The following is a 17,193-nucleotide window of genomic DNA, read 5'->3' as shown; positions in this document are numbered from 1 at the left end:
ATAACCTTGCCGTCAGCTCTGCCTTTAGTCTGAGGCATTACCGCCTGCATTATCTTTCCTATATCCCTGGCCGAACTTGCTCCGGTATCCGTTATAGCTTGTTTGACTATTGCTTCGATTTCATCTTCGTTTAACTGCTGAGGTAAGTACTTCATCAAAACGTCTATTTCGACTTTTAAGCTCTCGATAAGATCCGCTCTTCCGCTGTTTTCATAGTCAGGCAGCGAATCCCTACGCTTCTTAACTTCTTTAGCTATTACTTCAACTATACCATCATCGTCGAGGGTAATCCTATTATCTTTTTCTACCTGAAGCACGGCCGACCTTGCCATCTGGATAGTATTCTTTTTTATAGCATCCTTATCCTTCATGGCGGCTTTCATATCTTCCAGCAGTCGTTCCTTAAGGGACATCTAATAAGCCTCCCTTATTTATACTTTCTTTTTCTTGCTGCTTCAGACTTCTTCTTCCTTCTTACACTTGGTTTTTCGTAATGCTCTCTCTTACGAACTTCAGCGAGAACGCCGGATTTAGCGCACTGCCTCTTAAATCTCTTGAGAGCACTATCAAGTGATTCATTCTCTTTTACTCTAACTTCAGACACGTGTTTCCCTCCCTCCGATGGTAACAATTGTGCCAAGAATAAACTTCATTTCTTGCTTTGTAAATTAGTGGGAATTAAGCTAATTACAGCACACACTATATTATATATTAATTTTTAAAAATGTGTCAACATTTAATTATTCTATCCCGTCAAATTAACGAACCACTTCCTGCCAAAACCCCTTTTGAGAGCTTGTTAAATTTCGTCTATTTATTATTATATCATAAAAAATGATTTTAAGAAATGTATTATGGTATTGCTGTGAAACAGTACTGAAAACACCTCGGATTGCACATTTTGATAAAAGTGAATTGGCACAGTTTATGCTTTAAGTTCAGCAGCAGCCTTATCAGTTTCCTCTTAATGCATAAAAGAAAAAAGGAAGAAAATGCACCTTCCTTTTCTTCCTTTTAGAACATACCTAACTCACAGACAACAATTTATTCCATCAAGCTGCTGTATTCTTATAGAATACGGTAAATGCATGTCCTCCACTGTAGTATCTTGTAAACGTCTTTGTAAGTCCAAGGCTTGAGCTTGGAGTCCAGCCTTCGTAGTTGCTCGATCCCTGATTACCAATCTTTATAGCAACCTGTTCACCGTTAGCTGTTCCTATATAAGCTGCATATAGTCCATTTTCTGCGCGGACAACCCTGACATTAGACATACGTGTTACATTATTGCTTCTACGGATCTTAATCAAAGTTTCTATAACTGTAGTAAGGTCACTGCCGCGGTCGCGCCAGTCAGCCCAATAAACATTTGGAATACCAGGATGAGTCAGTATAAATGCGTAAGCACATTTAACGGAAATCAAATCACCGTTGCATGGGTTCGGAAGAGGCCAGTGATTTTGTGCCAAGCCTGGTGACCAGCCTGTATCATGGTTGTCAACAAAAGTAACAGCTGCATTTGACCACCATCCGACCAATCCATTTATTGTATTTGTTCCTGTAGTTGCCAGAGCCCCGCCATTGAAAGTCCATCCACCGAATGCACTGTTCAGTGATCTCTTCAGATCGAAGTCAAATACCATAGTCTTATTTCCTGATTGACTTACTACATCAGCCAATGCCTGGCGAGCTGAGGACGGAAGCCCTTCATTCTCAAATTTCCAGAACTCACCTACAGAAATATAGGGAGATGAACTGGTGTTATATTCGCCGAGGTACTGTGGAGCAAACCCTCTGATAAAATCATAACGCCAACCGTCAAAACCGGCGTTTGTAGCATTCTTAAGCCATGTCTGCCATGCTTTTATCTTATCCCTTGTATCTGTAGCCCAATGTGTTAAGTCAGGAGCTGCATTATAATCGTCACAGGAATATGTTCTTCCGCCATATGCCCATGAACCCTCTGTATGGTTGTTGTTAGCACAAGTAGAACATGTGGTTTCAGTACCGTTGTTGACTCTATCATAATCACCATCAATAAGGTTTACACTAGGAGTCATCGTAGGACTGCTGAAATTTATCCATCTGCCATGAGGGCATTGGGACATACCGTTTCTGTGGTTTACTACTATGTCTGCCAGAACCTTCACATTTTTGCTATGGAGGGAAGTTATAGCAGTTTTCAGGTTAGCTTGTGTGCCATAATAATTACTCATATTATACCAGTTTTCAGGCAAATACCCTTGCTTTGCGAAGCTTGGGGCCGTATTCGGTGGTGGCATCCAAACCGCTGTAAAGTAAGACCCTATATTCGTTGCATTGCTGTTAACCGTATTGTACCAAGTCCCCCCCAGATTTGCACTGTTCCAGTGGAATCCCTGCAGCATGACATCTTTTCCAGTGTCATTACCATTATAACTTATATCTGTACCTGATGCAGAAGGTATTACCGCTAAACTCAGCAGTAAAACAATGATGACAAAAAATGTACAAATTCTTTTTTTCATAACAATACTCCTTCTTTCTTTTATTTTTTATTAGCGTCTACTTCACGAGCAATACTACTTCAGCCCACGACAAAAACACCTCCTTTTGCTGCAGATTCTTTATAAGCAAGCTAAAATAGCAGCATTGAGTAATTTGCTCTTCATACACGCTAGTGAAAGTAAATTAATTTGATATAGGTTTTTATATGTAATTCGGGCAAAGCTTAATAAACCATAGCCTATATACGCTGCCTGGTATCAAAAAGGAAAAAATCAGGGAATCAATACTGAGGTTGTGAAAAATAATACAGAAAACACATGCAATCATGCAGTCAGAAACAAATATGTCAAAGCCTGAATATGTTGCATTCAAATCATTCGATATTTCTGTCATACCTATTTCTGCATTCATACGCTTAGCAAAAACTTAATGACTAAACACCGGCTAATCAATAGATATTAGCTATATGCACACTAAAATAAACACCATATTGCTGTATGACCTCATACAAAACTGTAATAATATTCTTTTGGGAATGTTAACGTGTGAATTGAATTATATGTTTCAAAATATTGATAAGAATAGATATGCTTAAGTTGTAAAATCTTTTCGACAACAACTAACAGATATGCTTCTTTGATAATTGTAAAACCAAACATTTGCTAACCCATGTACATTTCGAGTCCGTTTTTCATATTCACTTTTTTTATCATAATACTTAATATACTGTACTAAACCACTCTATAAAGGTAAACAATAAATCATATTTGTTTACCAAAAACTCAGTCGTTTATTGATATTTTCAGTATATAGCAACTTACATTTTCTGTCAATACAATTTATGGAAAATTCCCCACATTTATTTGTTTTTTTAGAAATTATTCGTACTATTGTATCCTATTTTGTCCAGATCAACTGCATTTGGTTTTTTGTTCGAGGCAATCACGCTGTCAAAGCCTGTTGTAAAAGGTCTTTAGCTACCGTACATAACAATTTGTATATTTATGTGCAATATACAAATTGTTATCTTTCACCTATCTGAGCCTATCATATAGCATAAAACAATAGTCGTACGGATTTTTTTCGTCCTTTATACCCTTCTCTTTTGATATCAGTTTCCATCCGGCAGAGTCAATTTCCGGGAAAAATGCGTCCCCTATAAAAGTTTCCTCAATCAGTGTAATATATAGTCTCTGTGCGTAGTTAATGAACTCATTGTATATATTGGCCCCACCTATGACAAAAACATCTTCATCCCCCACACTGTCAACAACTTCTTCAACTGAATTGTATACTGTACAACCTTCAGCAGTGTAAGAATTATTTCTGGAAATAATAATATTTCTTCGACCCGGAAGAGGTTTTCCGATTGATTCAAAAGTTTTGCGCCCCATAATTACGGCATGTCCCATAGTAACTTTTTTAAAATATGCAAGATCAGCCGGTAAGCGCCAGGGAAGTTTGTTTTCCAACCCAATGGTACGGTTTTTATCCATTGCCAGAATCAAAGAAATCATACTGCTACTGCTCCTTTAATATGTGGATGGGGATCATAATCCAAAAGTTTAAAATCTTCAAATTTAAAATCAAATATGGATTTTACATCTGTATTTATCTGCATTTTAGGTAGCAGCCTAGGTTCACGCGATAATTGCAGGTTTACTTGTTCTAAATGATTTGAGTAAATATGTGCATCCCCGAGAGTATGAACAAAATCTCCGAGCTCATATCCACAAACCTGTGCTATCATCATTGTCATCAGCGCATACGAAGCAATATTAAAAGGTACGCCTATAAAAACATCTGCACTCCTTTGATATAGCATGCATGACAACTTGTTATCAGCTACATAGAACTGGTAAAAGCAATGACATGGCGGCAATGCCATCTTATCGAGTTCTCCTACATTCCAGGCACTTACAATATGCCTTCTTGAATCCGGGTTCGTTTTCAGATTTCCAATCAGATCTGCCAGCTGGTCTATAGTTCTTCCGTCACTGGCCGGCCATGATCTCCACTGATGCCCATAGACAGGGCCTAATTCACCATTTTCGTCAGCCCACTCATCCCATATTGATACACCGTTATCCTTCAAATACTTTATGTTTGTATCACCTTTTATAAACCAAAGCAGTTCATGGATAATTGATCTTAAATGCAGCTTTTTAGTAGTAACAAGAGGAAACCCTTCATTCAGGTCGAATCTCATCTGATATCCGAATACACTGATTGTTCCTGTTCCTGTACGGTCATGTTTCTTTGTGCCTTTTTCAAGGATATACCTACATAGATCAAGATACTGCTTCATCTGCATAACCCCCGTTTATCTAAAGTAAAAGTAAAAATCAGATTCTAAATTATAATAACATAAAAACTCAGTTTGTGTAAATCAGACCACCGTACCAGGAAGCGTACTTTTCTTACCATCCGGATAATAAAATATGCATATTGGAATGACCATAAAACTTATTGATCCGGTTAAGCGCAGAAAATCCTCAATCTGAGCAAATAGACTCTAAAATTTATTTTCTATCAGTTTTACTACATATTTTGCGATACTCAAGCTTGATGTCAAACCGGGTGACTCAATTCCTAAAAGGTTAATGACTCCCGGCAAGCCCTTATCGCCTTCATAGTTGATTATGAAATCTTTTACAGGGTCATCAGGGCCTTGCAGCTTTGGTCTCACACCAGCCATATCAGGACCTATGTCCAATTCCTCCAAAAATGGCAGATACTCCTTAGCTGCCTTGTAGAACATTCCTGAATGACCAGAATCAACATCATAATCAATCTGATCCACGTAAAAAGCGTTCGGGCCCAATCTTATGTTGCCATCCATTGATTTAGTCACATGGATTCCCAAACCTTTCAGGTTTTTTAGTGGTGGCGGATACACCAAACGCGATACCATTCCTGACTTTGAAGCCTTTACACTGAAATATTCACCTTTGCATGGGAACAGGCGGTATCCTTCCTTGTCTATGTCTAGTCCCATCAGTCCGGCAATCTTATCAGAACCCAAACCTGCACTATTTATAATGTAACTGCATTTTATAATACCACTGTCTCCATTTAAGGATTTATATGCAACCATATATCCATCACATGTCTGTTCTATACCTGTGACTTCATGGCCGTAAGCTATCATTGCATTTTGCTTTTTTGCATTGGATTCAAAGCGTGCCATCAACTGGTGTGAATCGACAATTCCTGTTGATGGGGATAATATAGCTGCTACGGCCTTAATATTCGGTTCCAATCTGGAAACCTGTTTTTGATCCAGCATTTCCAGATCCATAACACCATTTTCCATACCCTTTTTTATAAAGGCCTCAAGGGCAGAAATCTCGTCTTCACATCTGGCTATTATAATCTTCCCAATTCTTTCATGGGGAATATTCCATGTACGACAAAACTCATACATCAAGCGGTTTCCTTCTATACAAAGCTGAGCTTTCAAAGAGCTTGTCGGATAATAAATACCCGAATGGATTACCTCGCTGTTTCTGCTTGATGTCTCCTGTCCGAATTTCTTGTGCTTTTCAACAAGCAAAATACTGCTTTCACCATACCTTTCCGATAGTTCGGCAGTTATAGCCAACCCCACAACACCGGCACCGATAACCAAAAAATCTACCTGCTCCATACACTTGCTCCTCCCGCAAAGACATGCGAACCTATATTACTTAAATATAAAATATCAGATAATACTCATACTGTAACTAAATACAGAAAAGATTTTCTGACTGAATAAAATCTGTAAAAGGAAAATTTCCCTTCAGTGGCTATGATTGCATAATATATATACAATGTCAATATCCGAATATCCTTTTAAGAAACCAAGGTGTCTAACACTGCTTTTATAGTATAAATATCCAGATGATAAAAAGCACCTCCTTTTGCTAAAGGGAGGTGCCCGAGATCCCGCTTGATACTAAAAATCTTCAGCAGTATCTTCATAACCCAGCAATTGATTATAGAGCTGTTCTATTTCGTCATATAAGCCCATACTGGCATTTCCAGCATCATTCAGAAAATCTTCCAAATCTGCAATATCCTTAATCTCCAAAGGATAATCAGCTTCTGCAAGCATACTGTTTACTCTGCTGAAAACTATTCTCTCATCCATGTAATCCCCTCCTAAAGCATATTGTAAATAATCCGGTTTTATCTATATGTTTTGTGTTTACAAACATTTATATACAAAAAACGGGCTTGTCTGAAGTACTCTTCAGACAAGCCCGTTAGCATATTTAGTGAATTATTCCCTGTTTCTTGAAACATAATCATCAATAAATTTATCAAACTGATCCCTTATATCTATTATCGTAGGATGGCTACCGGAGGAAAACACAAATGAGTCTACAGTAGATACGGGTAAAACCTTTATTGAGGTTCCCGATATGAACAGACCCTCCATCTCGCTCAATGATACAATATCTATAAGTGTCTCAACAACTTCCAGTTCAAGCCTTTTACAAACATCAATAATATATTGTCTGGTAATTCCCTTTAATACATACTCGCCTGGAGATGTAAATACTTTGGTACCCCTTACAAAAAATACATTTGACTTACTACCTTCAGTAACTTTTCCATCCTCATTTACTAAAAGAATTTCAAATGCTCCGGTTTCATTCATTTTTTTACTAACCGCTTCCTTATAAGAAGTATTGATTATTTTAACGTTGGGGTTGTTTCTCTCCAATTTTAGCAAACTGACCCCTATGCCCTTTTCAACTTCTTCCTTTGGAGGATAGTAGCTTTTACTTATATATAGCAGGCAATTCTGCTCACCTTCCGAGTCGTATATATTGATTTTTACATTGCAATCCGGAGAACCATACACTTCAATGAGCTTCTTTATTGATGATTTCAGCTCCTGCTTTGAACACTTCAGGTTCAAGTCCAGAATGTTCATAGAATTTTTCAACCGGTTGTAATGTTCCTCAAAAAATAAAGGAACACCGTCTATTATGCGTATAACCTCATAAAAGGTACTCTTTTCATAGTCAATTGTAAAATCTTCCTTCAGTGTATCTACCGAATTATTCAAAACGTAGTAATTCCCAACAATGTCCTGCATTTTCTCCATACCTCTTTTAATAAATAATATTTTCATAGTTGTCGTTAATAATAAATTGACTCGCTTCGCCATTTATTATTACTATCAGTTTTCTGGCAACCTGTTATAAGTACATGGAATCCTTCAACATATCCGATATAATGCGTCAATCATCAGCATAAACATATTTTACATAGACAAAAGGTACGCTGTCAAATATTGTTTTACGAGACAAGCTAACAAACTCCAATCAATTCGTATGTACTTTGTGCTGATTTAGCGGGAAATATATAAAAGAAATAAATTTCCGCTTTTCTGTCAATAATGTCTCCAGGAGGTGTCACAATGAAAAAGAGTATTATACTTGTTTCAGCTTTTATACTTGTGCTTATTATTTCCGCATGCGGAAGTGTGGTAAAATATACTAAAGAATTCTCATATTTGCCTTCATACCCGGGCATGGTACTTGAGAATTCTTCCCCTGCAAATGAATACGGTTTTTCAACTGCAAGTTATTCAATAGCCGATGCAAAAATTGAAGACATAATAACTGAATACGAAAAACTTCTGCATAAAAACGGATGGAAAACCACAGATGATAAAAAACCGAGCAGTATTACAGTTGAAAAAGAAAAACATCTGGCTGTGATCGTACCTTCACAAAACATGAAGGATACAACTGTCTTCATTATTTCAAAATAGAGGCTGTATATCAGCCTCTCACTCATTATTTACATATTTGATAAAAAGGAATATAATTTTAGCAGAATAAAAGTATTGTGTTAATCAGAAATTCATGTAGCATAACGCTATATAAGCCGAAATAAATTTAGTTTGGGAGAGAAAATATATGCCAATATTATTTCTTATCATTTTTGGAGTATTTGTTTTTTTCGTTGCTTTATACCTTATAGTAAAAGCAGCAATCAATAACTCTGAGCAACTGAAGGAAATAAAAATTATGCTCATGAAGGCTCAAAACGAGGAAAACAAGTAGAACAGGCTCTCCATCAAGCATAAAATCTTACGATGCTTTTTTAAAATACTTATCTGCAATTATTCTATTACCATCTGATATAAGAATAATGTCCCCTTCTATATCTGTTCTCAGCACTTTTGCTCCTATACTCTTTATCCTGTCTATAACTGCATTATTCGGATGTCCGTAAGGATTGAGTTTCCCCACAGATATCACTGCATATCTCGGCCTTACGGCATTTAAAAACTCTATACTTGATGATCCTTCGCTTCCATGATGTCCTACTTTAAGCACATCTGCTTTGAGATTATAGCCCTCAGAAAGCATTTGCTCTTCCGAGGAAAACTGTGCATCACCAGCTAATAAGAAGGAACTTTTCCCATAGACAATTTTAATAACCAGTGAATAGTTATTTATATAGTAATAATTTTTACTACAAGGTGCAAACACTTGGAAGCTGACATTATCCAGCTTAATACAATAACCGGGACTTACAGTGCTGCCAGTTATCTTTTTAGCCCTCAAAGCTTCAATAAAATCCCTGCTGTCATTGTTTTCAAATGGTGCCTCAGGTAGTATTGCCTCCTGTATACTGAATTTTTTTATTACTTCGGACATACCTCCTACATGATCGTCATGGGGATGAGTAGCAATCAATATATCTATTAATTTTATATCTAGTTTTTTCAAATAGGATACCACTTCGTTTTTCCGGTTTTCAGCAGCTGCATCTATAAGCACAACTTTTTTTGACGGTGTCATTACAAGTATGCTGTCTCCCTGTCCTACATCAATAAAATGCACTGATAATTTTCCTTGAGTGCCGAGAATCTCCTTTGACCGCATTGAAAAGGGTTCTTGTTTAGCAGTTCGTTTAAATTCTGAATTCATACGCGGCAGACTGCATGTGAGACTTCCGGCAAAAAAAAACAGCAAGAATAATGTTGAAAATACCTTTTTCATATTATGTCACCCGACTTTAGTATGTACGGGATAGGTTATTTTATGATTGGATTATTTTTTCTCACTAAGCTTTAGTACACATCCTCTCATTTTACAGCTCCTTTTAGTAAAGGCTGTGCATGCCTGCTCTAAAGAGTTACTTCGCCACAGCCGGATTCATCATGTGATGAATTCCTACTCCTGCAGCTGCTAAAATCACTATTAAAGCTACGATAATCAATACTGTCAGTGCCTTTTTACTCATTATGATCACTCCTTTATTATTTATATTATGCATAATAACAAAAATAATAATGGTGATTTATTGAAGGTCGTATTAGGCTATTCAGTGCAACAACTTTATTGCTATCACAATTTGTTCAGCCGCAAAAAGCTTCAAAATTACGTATACGAAGTTTTTATTACCTAAACTGCAATTATAGTGTATACTTTAATTAACTAAAAAAATGGAGGAAATTATGGATCGGAGATCATTAGCTCTAATCTCAAGTATAGCGTTGATAATCGCCGGAATTGTCTTAGGAGTATTCGGTATAGTTCAAATAAATAAAAATCTGATTCTTTCTTTAATAGTTTTGTTTTTTGCCGTATTCTCTACAGTTCTGGGCTTAAACCTTTTAGTATTGAAATACATTATGAAAAAATAGACCGTAATATTGCTAAAAATATTGATAGCCGTGTTTATTGAACAATGAAAGGTCTGTGCGATGTGCATAGGCCTTTCGCATTATCCTGAATATTATGTAAGTTAACTATAATTTATAAATTTTTTGTCGAATAAGAGAGGATATTTACATAAAGTGTCGAATAATGTATTTAGTATTTTAAACTGAATTACTAATTTCAGTAGTATACAGTTAATACACTATAGTAAAGAATAAAGTCTAAGATCATTTTTAAATCAAAGGTCTTTTAAAGTTTGTCCGACATTTGAAAATAATTCTTTTAGATTTTGCCATTAACTCAACGAAGATGTATAATCACTCTGTACTGTATATTCCTAATTAAAGTTATTAGTTATGAAAAGATGCTCTTGCTTGTCTTATCTGTAAAAGCTTCAGAAATACATATCTTGCTGTAATAGTGAGGACTTTCCGCAACAAGTATTAATTAATTCATCACACAAGTGAATCAAAAATATGTTATGTCAAATATCACAAAACAACAAACTGACTATGATACATAGTCTAAATACCTGTCAAAACAACTGTCAAATGGGGGATATCAATGAATTTTAAAACAACGATGAAAAAGGTTTTAAAACAGAAGTTGGTACTGCTTTTGGTTCTACCGGTCATTGCTTTAGGCGTTACACTATTCGGTATATACTACTTTCAGAAAATTGCACACCTCCAAGGCTTGGAAAGAAATCATGTCGAACTGCTCTGGAAAAATAAATATTACATCAACCAGTATGTAGAAACTGGAAACAAAGACAACCTTGATGTATTTTATAAAGGCCGTGATGTCATGCAAACATTGCCGGAAGAAGTCATTTCTATGGTAAACTGGCTTGATAAGGCCTTGCTTCCAAGTGATATGAAGCGTGCAATTGAATTATGTGAACTGGATATTGTTGAGTTGAAAAAAAGCCTCACTCTGACAAAAGATTTAGAGTCCGGTAAAATCGGCAAGGAACAATTTATCCAATCAGAAGCAGAGATCTCTGAAAAAATTAAGTTCTATACTGATGATTTTCATAATCTTTTTATTGGGGTACAGAAAAAAGTTAACTACATTGTTATTTGTCTGATATTAGTGGTAAATATCGTTCTTTTAACAATCAGCTATAGAATCGTCAAAACAATGAAAAGTGATATAAATTCATTAAGTGCCATATGTAAGCAGATTGCAGATTGCAACTTAAGAAATATTGATCAGAAATTCGGCGAGGATGAAATCGGACAATTAGCCAAGAATTTTAATATTATGGTTGATAAGCTTAAGAATACGATTGATAAAATCAGTACTCATTCAGAACAGGTTACTAATTTGGCCGAAGAGTTAAACATGAGTGCTGAGCAAAGTGCTAAAGCATCGGAAGATATTTCATCAACAATTCAAAATATAGCTCATGGCTCAGAGCTACAGTTAAGAAAAGTATCGGACGTTTCCAGTTTTATAAATGAGATGTACAATGGAATGCAAAATATTTCAAATAGCAGTATGGAGGTTGCTGACTCGTCACTTAATGCATCAGCCTTTGCGAATACTGGAAAAAGCAAGGTGCAAGAAAGCATCCTACAGATGAATAAAATTAGTGAAGTTGTTACGGGTTCTGCAGGATTAGTTACAGAGCTTGGAGAAAAAACAAAAGAAATAGGAAATATTCTAGAAATTATTAACAGTATATCAGCGCAAACAAATCTCCTTGCATTAAATGCTGCAATAGAAGCAGCAAGAGCAGGAGAAGCTGGAAAAGGATTCAGTGTTGTTGCGGAAGAGATAAGAAAACTCGCTGAACAATCAGCAAGCTCAACAAAGGAGATAAGTATCATAATAAATGAGATTCAGAATAACACCTCCGTAGTGGTTAGTTCAATAAATCAGGGTACCGAGTCTGTAAAAAATGGAATTAATATCGTAAATCAAGCAGGGGATGCTTTTGGTGATATTTTATCTGCTATTGAAAAGGTGACAAAAGAGATTCAGGCGGTAACAGGATCCATTCAGGGCATTACAAAAGAAAGTGAAAGAGTTGTTAGGGATATAGATGAAGTACTTCATATTGCAACGGATACTTCGGAAAATACGCAAGCCGCTGCTGCAGCAACAGAAGAACAAACTGCTTCAGTGGAGGAAATGTCAACACTATCCAACAACTTGTCAAAAATGGCTGAAGATTTAAAAATGCTTATAGCAAAGTTTAAAATATAACCTTTCATAAAATGCTTCTTTAAATTCAATAGGAACTGTAGCAAAACTTAATTCCCCCAATAATCATCCACCCTTAAAAGGGTGGTTTTTATTTGAACCCTTAGAAGGGTCTATTACTCGCTTTATGCCTAAACTGTACTAACATAGTAGCCTTTACACCAAAAATGTCTGTTCTGTAAGAAAATTAACTTGACTTGACAGTATCTGAATAATGTTTGGGCAATATCTCCTCTGGACAACATCTTGATTGTAAGGAGGAGATTTTAATTATGACAATACAAGAACGTATAGTTAAGAATAAAATGAGTTTAATAGAGTTGGCAGAATATCTTCGAAACGTAAGTGAAGCATGTAAAATTCATGGAGTTAGCCGGCAGCATTTTTACGACATAAGGAAAACTTATGCAGAACAAGGACTTGAAGGGTTAAAGGATAAAACCCGTAAAAAGCCTTGTATAAAGAACAGAGTAGCCCCTGAAATTGAAGAAGCTGTAGTAAGGATGGCTTATGAGAAACCTGCATATGGTCAGCTTAGAGCAAGTAATGAACTCAGAAAGCAAGGAGTGCTCGTATCCGCCGGTGGAATAAGATCCATATGGCTCAGAAATTCCATAGAGACATTTGAAAAGAGGCTAAAAAAGCTTGAAGAGAAAGCTGCAAAAGAAGGTATTCTCTACACGGAAGAACAACTTGTTGCTTTAGAAAAAGCAAAGCAGGAAAAGAATATATCTATAGATGAAATTGATACTCAACACCCTGGATACTTAATTGCACAAGATACATTCTATGTGGGATATATTAAAGGAGTCGGCAGAATATATCAGCAGACTGTCATTGATACGTACTCTGCTGTGGGATTTGCTAAATTGTACACTGCAAAAATTCCTGTTACGGCTGCAGATATATTAAATGAGAGAGTTCTACCATTCTTTGAAAGTCACATGATACCGGTAATGAGAGTATTAACTGATAGAGGAACAGAATATTATGGTGCTCCAGAAAAGCATTTGTATGAGCTGTTCTTACAGATGAATGATATTGAGCATACAATGACTAAGGCTAAAAGTCCTCAAACCAATGGTATTTGTGAGCGTTTTAATCAAACACTATTAAATGAATTTTATAAGGTAGCATTCAGAAAAACAGTATATAAAACGGTTGAACATCTGCAGGAAGATTTAGACTTTTATATGCTTCAGTATAACGAAGAACGTACACATCAGGGCAAAAGGTGTAAAGGCAAAACCCCTATGCAGACTTTCCTGGACAGTCTACATTTGGTACGGGAGAAGATCCATCCGGGTGCAGTAAGCTAGTATTTTGGGAGGTTCGCTTTTCTTTGTAACTTTCTTTTCCCGCGAAAAGAAAGTTAGTAAATGAAAGTATCAGGTCAGCGCGCAACCTGATAATATAAAAGCGCCACCATATTTGGTAGCGCTAGATAAATGAAACTTAATATTTCCCAGAGGAGTGTCAACTCAAGTATCGTTCAGGACACATAATTGTCTTAATATTTGCCCTATATCCGTTTTTAGCTTTCCATATATTTCTTTCCTTCTGAATTTTGGAGCAAATACTATATGGTATTTACATTCCCACTTCGTATGTGATAAACTACTTTCGTCCATTGCGACGACCTCCTTTGATTTTTTTGAGCGGTCAGCGAAACCTGCTCTATTCTATCATAAGGAGGTTTTTAAATCCACTTCTATAGCTAAAGCTCTTTAGAACCACGCGCATAGCGCGAGGTATTCATATACAATAAAAATAGCCGGTATGCAACCGGCTTACATTTTTTCTATCTTTTCAAGTATAGATTCAAGCTTGTTTATTCCTTCCATATCATTTAATTCTTTTAGTCTGGTTATCTCTCTTATTATCAATTCAACCAGAAGTGTCTTCTCAGATGAAACCAACTCATATGCTGTCATAGAAATCCCTCCTAACAGCTATATTAAGGTATATCTTAATTATATCATAATAATCAGGCTGATTGATATACCTTTTTACAGATAACTCTTGGAGCCGCTGGCGGGAATCGAACCCGCGGCCTATTCATTACGAGTGAATTGCTCTACCCCTGAGCCACAGCGGCATAACATACCAAAGAGTCAATCATCCTATATAAATAATATTATTCAAAGGAAATTTCATTGTCAAGTCTTAGTATACTCTCAATACATTCTATAATTCGCAGCTATCCATTACAAACACATTAAGTTTTTTGGTAAGGTCTATCTCTTCATATACATTAACCTTTTCCCCATTTGCACGGTAAACAATCCGAATAACAGGCCGTGTAGGAAAGTCTTTGTTGCAATCCACAACGATTCCTCTTTCTCCTGTATCCAGTATAACTCCTGTTCCCATTGAATACATAGCAATATTCTTAATAAAACACTGCAGTATCTCATTGTCAAATTGATGGGCACCCACTGTTGTAATTAACTCTATTGCTTCATGGTTCTTCATTTTTTTATGATATACCCTGTCAGAGGTTAACGCATCATATACATCTGCAATAGCTACTATCCGCGCAAACAAATGGATATTATCCCCTTTTAGTCCCATAGGATAGCCACTTCCGTCATACCTTTCATGGTGCCCGAAGGCAACAAATGCAGAAGATATACTTATGTCCAGATCGGCTTTTAATATATTATGTCCTAAAACAGTATGCTGCTTAACCGTCTCATATTCTTCGTCAGTGAGTTCTCCTGGCTTTTTAATTATTTCTGCCGGAACTAAGGTTTTGCCAATATCATGAAGCAGTGCACCTACTCCAAGATCTTTCAGCCTTAACTGGTTAAGTCCTAGTTTCATTCCGGTAATAAGCGAAAGTATGCATACATTTACCGAGTGTGCAAAAGTGTAATCATCAGTTGTTTTTATATCCGACAAATTTACAAGAATATCTCTTTGTGAAAGAAGCTCATCTATTATCCGATCTACCATTAACTTGGCCCTGTCCGAATCAATTCTAGAATTCTTCCTGCAATCTTCCATCACGGACTTAACCAGTGCTTTTGCCTCGATACGTGTTCTTTCATCAACCACATCGCTAATGAAAATATCACTGGATAATTCATCCTGAATATATATCTCGGATACATTGTATAGCTTTAGTCTTTCTATATATGATTGTTTAAGCTCTACACCCTCATTAAGCAAGATCCGGCTACCATCCGAAAATATGGTTTTTCCCAATATCATGCCTTCATGGCAGTTTTCTATAGAAATACGCCTCATCTATTTCCCCCAAAATACAAGTAAGGAGATAATTTCATCATATACTTGTGCCAATAATACTAAATTGCTCTATAAACAGCCACATCTAATTGTTATGGAAATAAATCCATTAAATATATTATAATAAATAATCAAAATTGTCTACTAAGAGTGTAGTATTCTTTACAATCATACTTAACTGCCCAGTATTCTACGGGTAATTTCATTCACTTTATATTTTACTTTTTCTTCATCTATGGTTATCAATTTTCTGTTCTCCATAACGATTTTCCCATCAATAATAACCGTATCTACATCTGAAGCTTGAGCAGAATATACAACAGCAGACATTAAGTTATTCCTTGGATTCAAATGAGGTTTATCCATATCTATCAGAATAACATCAGCTTTCATTCCTTGCTTCAAAACTCCTGTTTCATCACCAAAACCAATAGCCTTTGCTCCGTTTACTGTAGCCATTTTCAGCACTTGTTCAGCATTTACCAAAGTCGGATCTTTGCTAACCCCTTTATGGATCAAAGCTGCAATATGCATTTCTTCAATCAGATTCAAATTATTATTACTCGCAGTTCCATCAGTCCCAAGGGATACATTTATTCCTTCCGCCAGCATTTCAGGCACTCTTGCTATTCCACTTCCTAATTTTAAGTTGCTGGTAGGGTTATGTGATACATTTACATTTCTTTCTTTTAGCATTTTAAGGTTCTTGTCCGATAGCTGAACACAGTGTGCAGCAAAAACAGGAACATCAAAAATTCCTAATCTCTCGCTTATCTCAATCGGATCTGCCCCATATTTGTTTATACTCGTCTCATTTTCGCCAAGTGTCTCCGCCAGGTGAATATGTATACCGGTATTAAGCTGCTTTGCTAATGCAGCTGCATCTCTTATAGATTCTTCATCAAAAAGGTATACCGAATGAATTTCGACATATACCTTGATTCGCCCATTCTCCTTGTTATTCCAATTATTAAAGAAACCTGTACAGCTATCAGCGTCTACTTCAAGGCCCGATTTAGTTCTCACACTTGACTGTATCGGCCCCCTGCTGATATTTGCACGGATTCCTGATTCCTGTACTGCTCTAACTACCTCATCCATATGCAGATACATGTCCGCAAAACACGTTGTACCTGACTTGATCATCTCAGTTATACCCAGCATTGCACCCCAATAAACATCCTCAGGGGTAAGTTTCGATTCTGCAGGAATTATCTTCTTAAAAAGCCATTCCTCTAGTGCAAGATCATCTGCGTAGTTACGGAATATGGTCATCGGACTGTGAGTATGGGAGTTGACCAGTCCCGGCAGCACCAGCTTGTTGCTGCCATCAATTACCCTGTCTGCATTAAAGCCAGTAACATCTGCTTCTGCTCCGACAAATTTTATGTATCCGTTTTCTATAGCCACATTGCCATTATTTATAAACATTCTCTCATCATCAATTGTAATTATGTCCGCATTCTTTATCAGAATTTTCATAATAAACCTCCAAATATTTGATTAACAATAATATAAAATAAATAAGGAGGCTGCTTACTTTAAGTAATGTAAAAATACCGATTACTATAGT

The 17,193-nt window shown here is 36.4% G+C and carries 17 protein-coding genes, 1 tRNA gene and 1 pseudogene; 5 read left to right on the top strand and 14 right to left on the bottom strand.

Going from position 1 to position 17,193, the window contains the following annotated elements:
• The 8 genes from N3I35_07695 to N3I35_07660 all read right to left on the bottom strand — a co-directional run.
• Nucleotides 1-413: GatB/YqeY domain-containing protein (locus N3I35_07695; GenBank protein MCX8129963.1), on the bottom strand; the 413-nt coding region annotated here is incomplete at its 3' end.
• A 14-nt stretch (nucleotides 414-427) separates the two neighbouring features.
• Entirely contained in the window at nucleotides 428-604 is a 177-nt protein-coding gene (rpsU, locus tag N3I35_07690) for a 30S ribosomal protein S21 (GenBank protein MCX8129962.1), read from the bottom strand.
• Between the two features lie 448 nt (nucleotides 605-1,052).
• Nucleotides 1,053-2,504, bottom strand: coding sequence for an alpha-amylase family glycosyl hydrolase (locus N3I35_07685; GenBank protein ID MCX8129961.1), 1,452 nt, complete (start codon nucleotides 2,502-2,504; stop codon nucleotides 1,053-1,055).
• A gap of 1,014 nt (nucleotides 2,505-3,518) precedes the next feature.
• The gene (locus N3I35_07680; GenBank protein ID MCX8129960.1) at nucleotides 3,519-4,001 is read right to left on the bottom strand and encodes a dihydrofolate reductase; all 483 of its coding nucleotides are present in this window, start codon (nucleotides 3,999-4,001) and stop codon (nucleotides 3,519-3,521) included.
• Nucleotides 3,998-4,792: a thymidylate synthase gene (locus N3I35_07675; GenBank protein MCX8129959.1), complete on the bottom strand. Its 795-nt coding sequence runs from the start codon at nucleotides 4,790-4,792 to the stop codon at nucleotides 3,998-4,000. The genes N3I35_07680 and N3I35_07675 overlap by 4 nt, the downstream gene beginning before the upstream one ends.
• A gap of 207 nt (nucleotides 4,793-4,999) precedes the next feature.
• A complete protein-coding gene (locus tag N3I35_07670; GenBank protein ID MCX8129958.1) occupies nucleotides 5,000-6,133 on the bottom strand; it encodes an NAD(P)/FAD-dependent oxidoreductase in 1,134 nt (377 codons plus the stop codon).
• A 288-nt stretch (nucleotides 6,134-6,421) separates the two neighbouring features.
• Nucleotides 6,422-6,616 (bottom strand): hypothetical protein, encoded by a 195-nt coding sequence (locus N3I35_07665; GenBank protein ID MCX8129957.1) that lies wholly within the window; start codon nucleotides 6,614-6,616, stop codon nucleotides 6,422-6,424.
• A gap of 132 nt (nucleotides 6,617-6,748) precedes the next feature.
• On the bottom strand, nucleotides 6,749-7,573 hold the full coding sequence (locus N3I35_07660) for an aminotransferase class IV (protein MCX8129956.1): 825 nt from the start codon (nucleotides 7,571-7,573) through the stop codon (nucleotides 6,749-6,751).
• A gap of 324 nt (nucleotides 7,574-7,897) precedes the next feature.
• On the opposite strand from N3I35_07660, the gene N3I35_07655 reads away from it, so the two are divergent.
• Both N3I35_07655 and N3I35_07650 read left to right on the top strand, forming a co-directional pair.
• On the top strand, nucleotides 7,898-8,254 hold the full coding sequence (locus N3I35_07655) for a hypothetical protein (GenBank protein ID MCX8129955.1): 357 nt from the start codon (nucleotides 7,898-7,900) through the stop codon (nucleotides 8,252-8,254).
• A 148-nt stretch (nucleotides 8,255-8,402) separates the two neighbouring features.
• The gene (locus N3I35_07650) at nucleotides 8,403-8,549 is read left to right on the top strand and encodes a hypothetical protein (protein ID MCX8129954.1); all 147 of its coding nucleotides are present in this window, start codon (nucleotides 8,403-8,405) and stop codon (nucleotides 8,547-8,549) included.
• Between the two features lie 27 nt (nucleotides 8,550-8,576).
• Here the strand turns inward: N3I35_07650 and N3I35_07645 are convergent, their stop codons facing one another.
• On the bottom strand, nucleotides 8,577-9,494 hold the full coding sequence (locus tag N3I35_07645) for an MBL fold metallo-hydrolase (protein MCX8129953.1): 918 nt from the start codon (nucleotides 9,492-9,494) through the stop codon (nucleotides 8,577-8,579).
• Nucleotides 9,495-9,952: 458 nt separating this feature from the next.
• Between N3I35_07645 and N3I35_07640 the strand changes: the two genes are divergently transcribed.
• The 3 genes from N3I35_07640 to N3I35_07630 all read left to right on the top strand — a co-directional run bounded on the left by N3I35_07640 (nucleotide 9,953) and on the right by N3I35_07630 (nucleotide 13,687).
• A complete protein-coding gene (locus tag N3I35_07640; GenBank protein MCX8129952.1) occupies nucleotides 9,953-10,141 on the top strand; it encodes a hypothetical protein in 189 nt (62 codons plus the stop codon).
• 580 nt (nucleotides 10,142-10,721) lie between these two features.
• Nucleotides 10,722-12,371: a methyl-accepting chemotaxis protein gene (locus N3I35_07635; GenBank protein MCX8129951.1), complete on the top strand. Its 1,650-nt coding sequence runs from the start codon at nucleotides 10,722-10,724 to the stop codon at nucleotides 12,369-12,371.
• 269 nt (nucleotides 12,372-12,640) lie between these two features.
• Nucleotides 12,641-13,687 (top strand): IS481 family transposase, encoded by a 1,047-nt coding sequence (locus N3I35_07630; protein MCX8129950.1) that lies wholly within the window; start codon nucleotides 12,641-12,643, stop codon nucleotides 13,685-13,687.
• Nucleotides 13,688-13,867: 180 nt separating this feature from the next.
• On the opposite strand, the pseudogene N3I35_07625 reads toward N3I35_07630, so the two are convergent.
• The 5 genes and pseudogenes from N3I35_07625 to N3I35_07605 all read right to left on the bottom strand — a co-directional run bounded on the left by N3I35_07625 (nucleotide 13,868) and on the right by N3I35_07605 (nucleotide 17,102).
• Nucleotides 13,868-13,999, bottom strand: a pseudogene (locus N3I35_07625) (transposase).
• 159 nt (nucleotides 14,000-14,158) lie between these two features.
• A complete protein-coding gene (locus N3I35_07620; GenBank protein MCX8129949.1) occupies nucleotides 14,159-14,302 on the bottom strand; it encodes a hypothetical protein in 144 nt (47 codons plus the stop codon).
• 89 nt (nucleotides 14,303-14,391) lie between these two features.
• Nucleotides 14,392-14,466: transfer RNA gene (locus N3I35_07615), tRNA-Thr, on the bottom strand.
• Between the two features lie 89 nt (nucleotides 14,467-14,555).
• Nucleotides 14,556-15,620, bottom strand: a complete 1,065-nt coding sequence (locus N3I35_07610; GenBank protein MCX8129948.1) for an HD-GYP domain-containing protein — start codon at nucleotides 15,618-15,620, stop codon at nucleotides 14,556-14,558.
• A 174-nt stretch (nucleotides 15,621-15,794) separates the two neighbouring features.
• The gene (locus N3I35_07605) at nucleotides 15,795-17,102 is read right to left on the bottom strand and encodes an amidohydrolase (protein ID MCX8129947.1); all 1,308 of its coding nucleotides are present in this window, start codon (nucleotides 17,100-17,102) and stop codon (nucleotides 15,795-15,797) included.
• Nucleotides 17,103-17,193 lie beyond the last annotated feature (91 nt).

The organism is Clostridia bacterium (genome assembly GCA_026414765.1).
In the GTDB taxonomy this organism is placed as follows: Bacteria; Bacillota; Clostridia; order Acetivibrionales; family DSM-27016; genus SKW86.
Note: the sequence above shows the minus strand (reverse complement) of the source record. Positions and strands in the feature narration are given on the sequence as shown.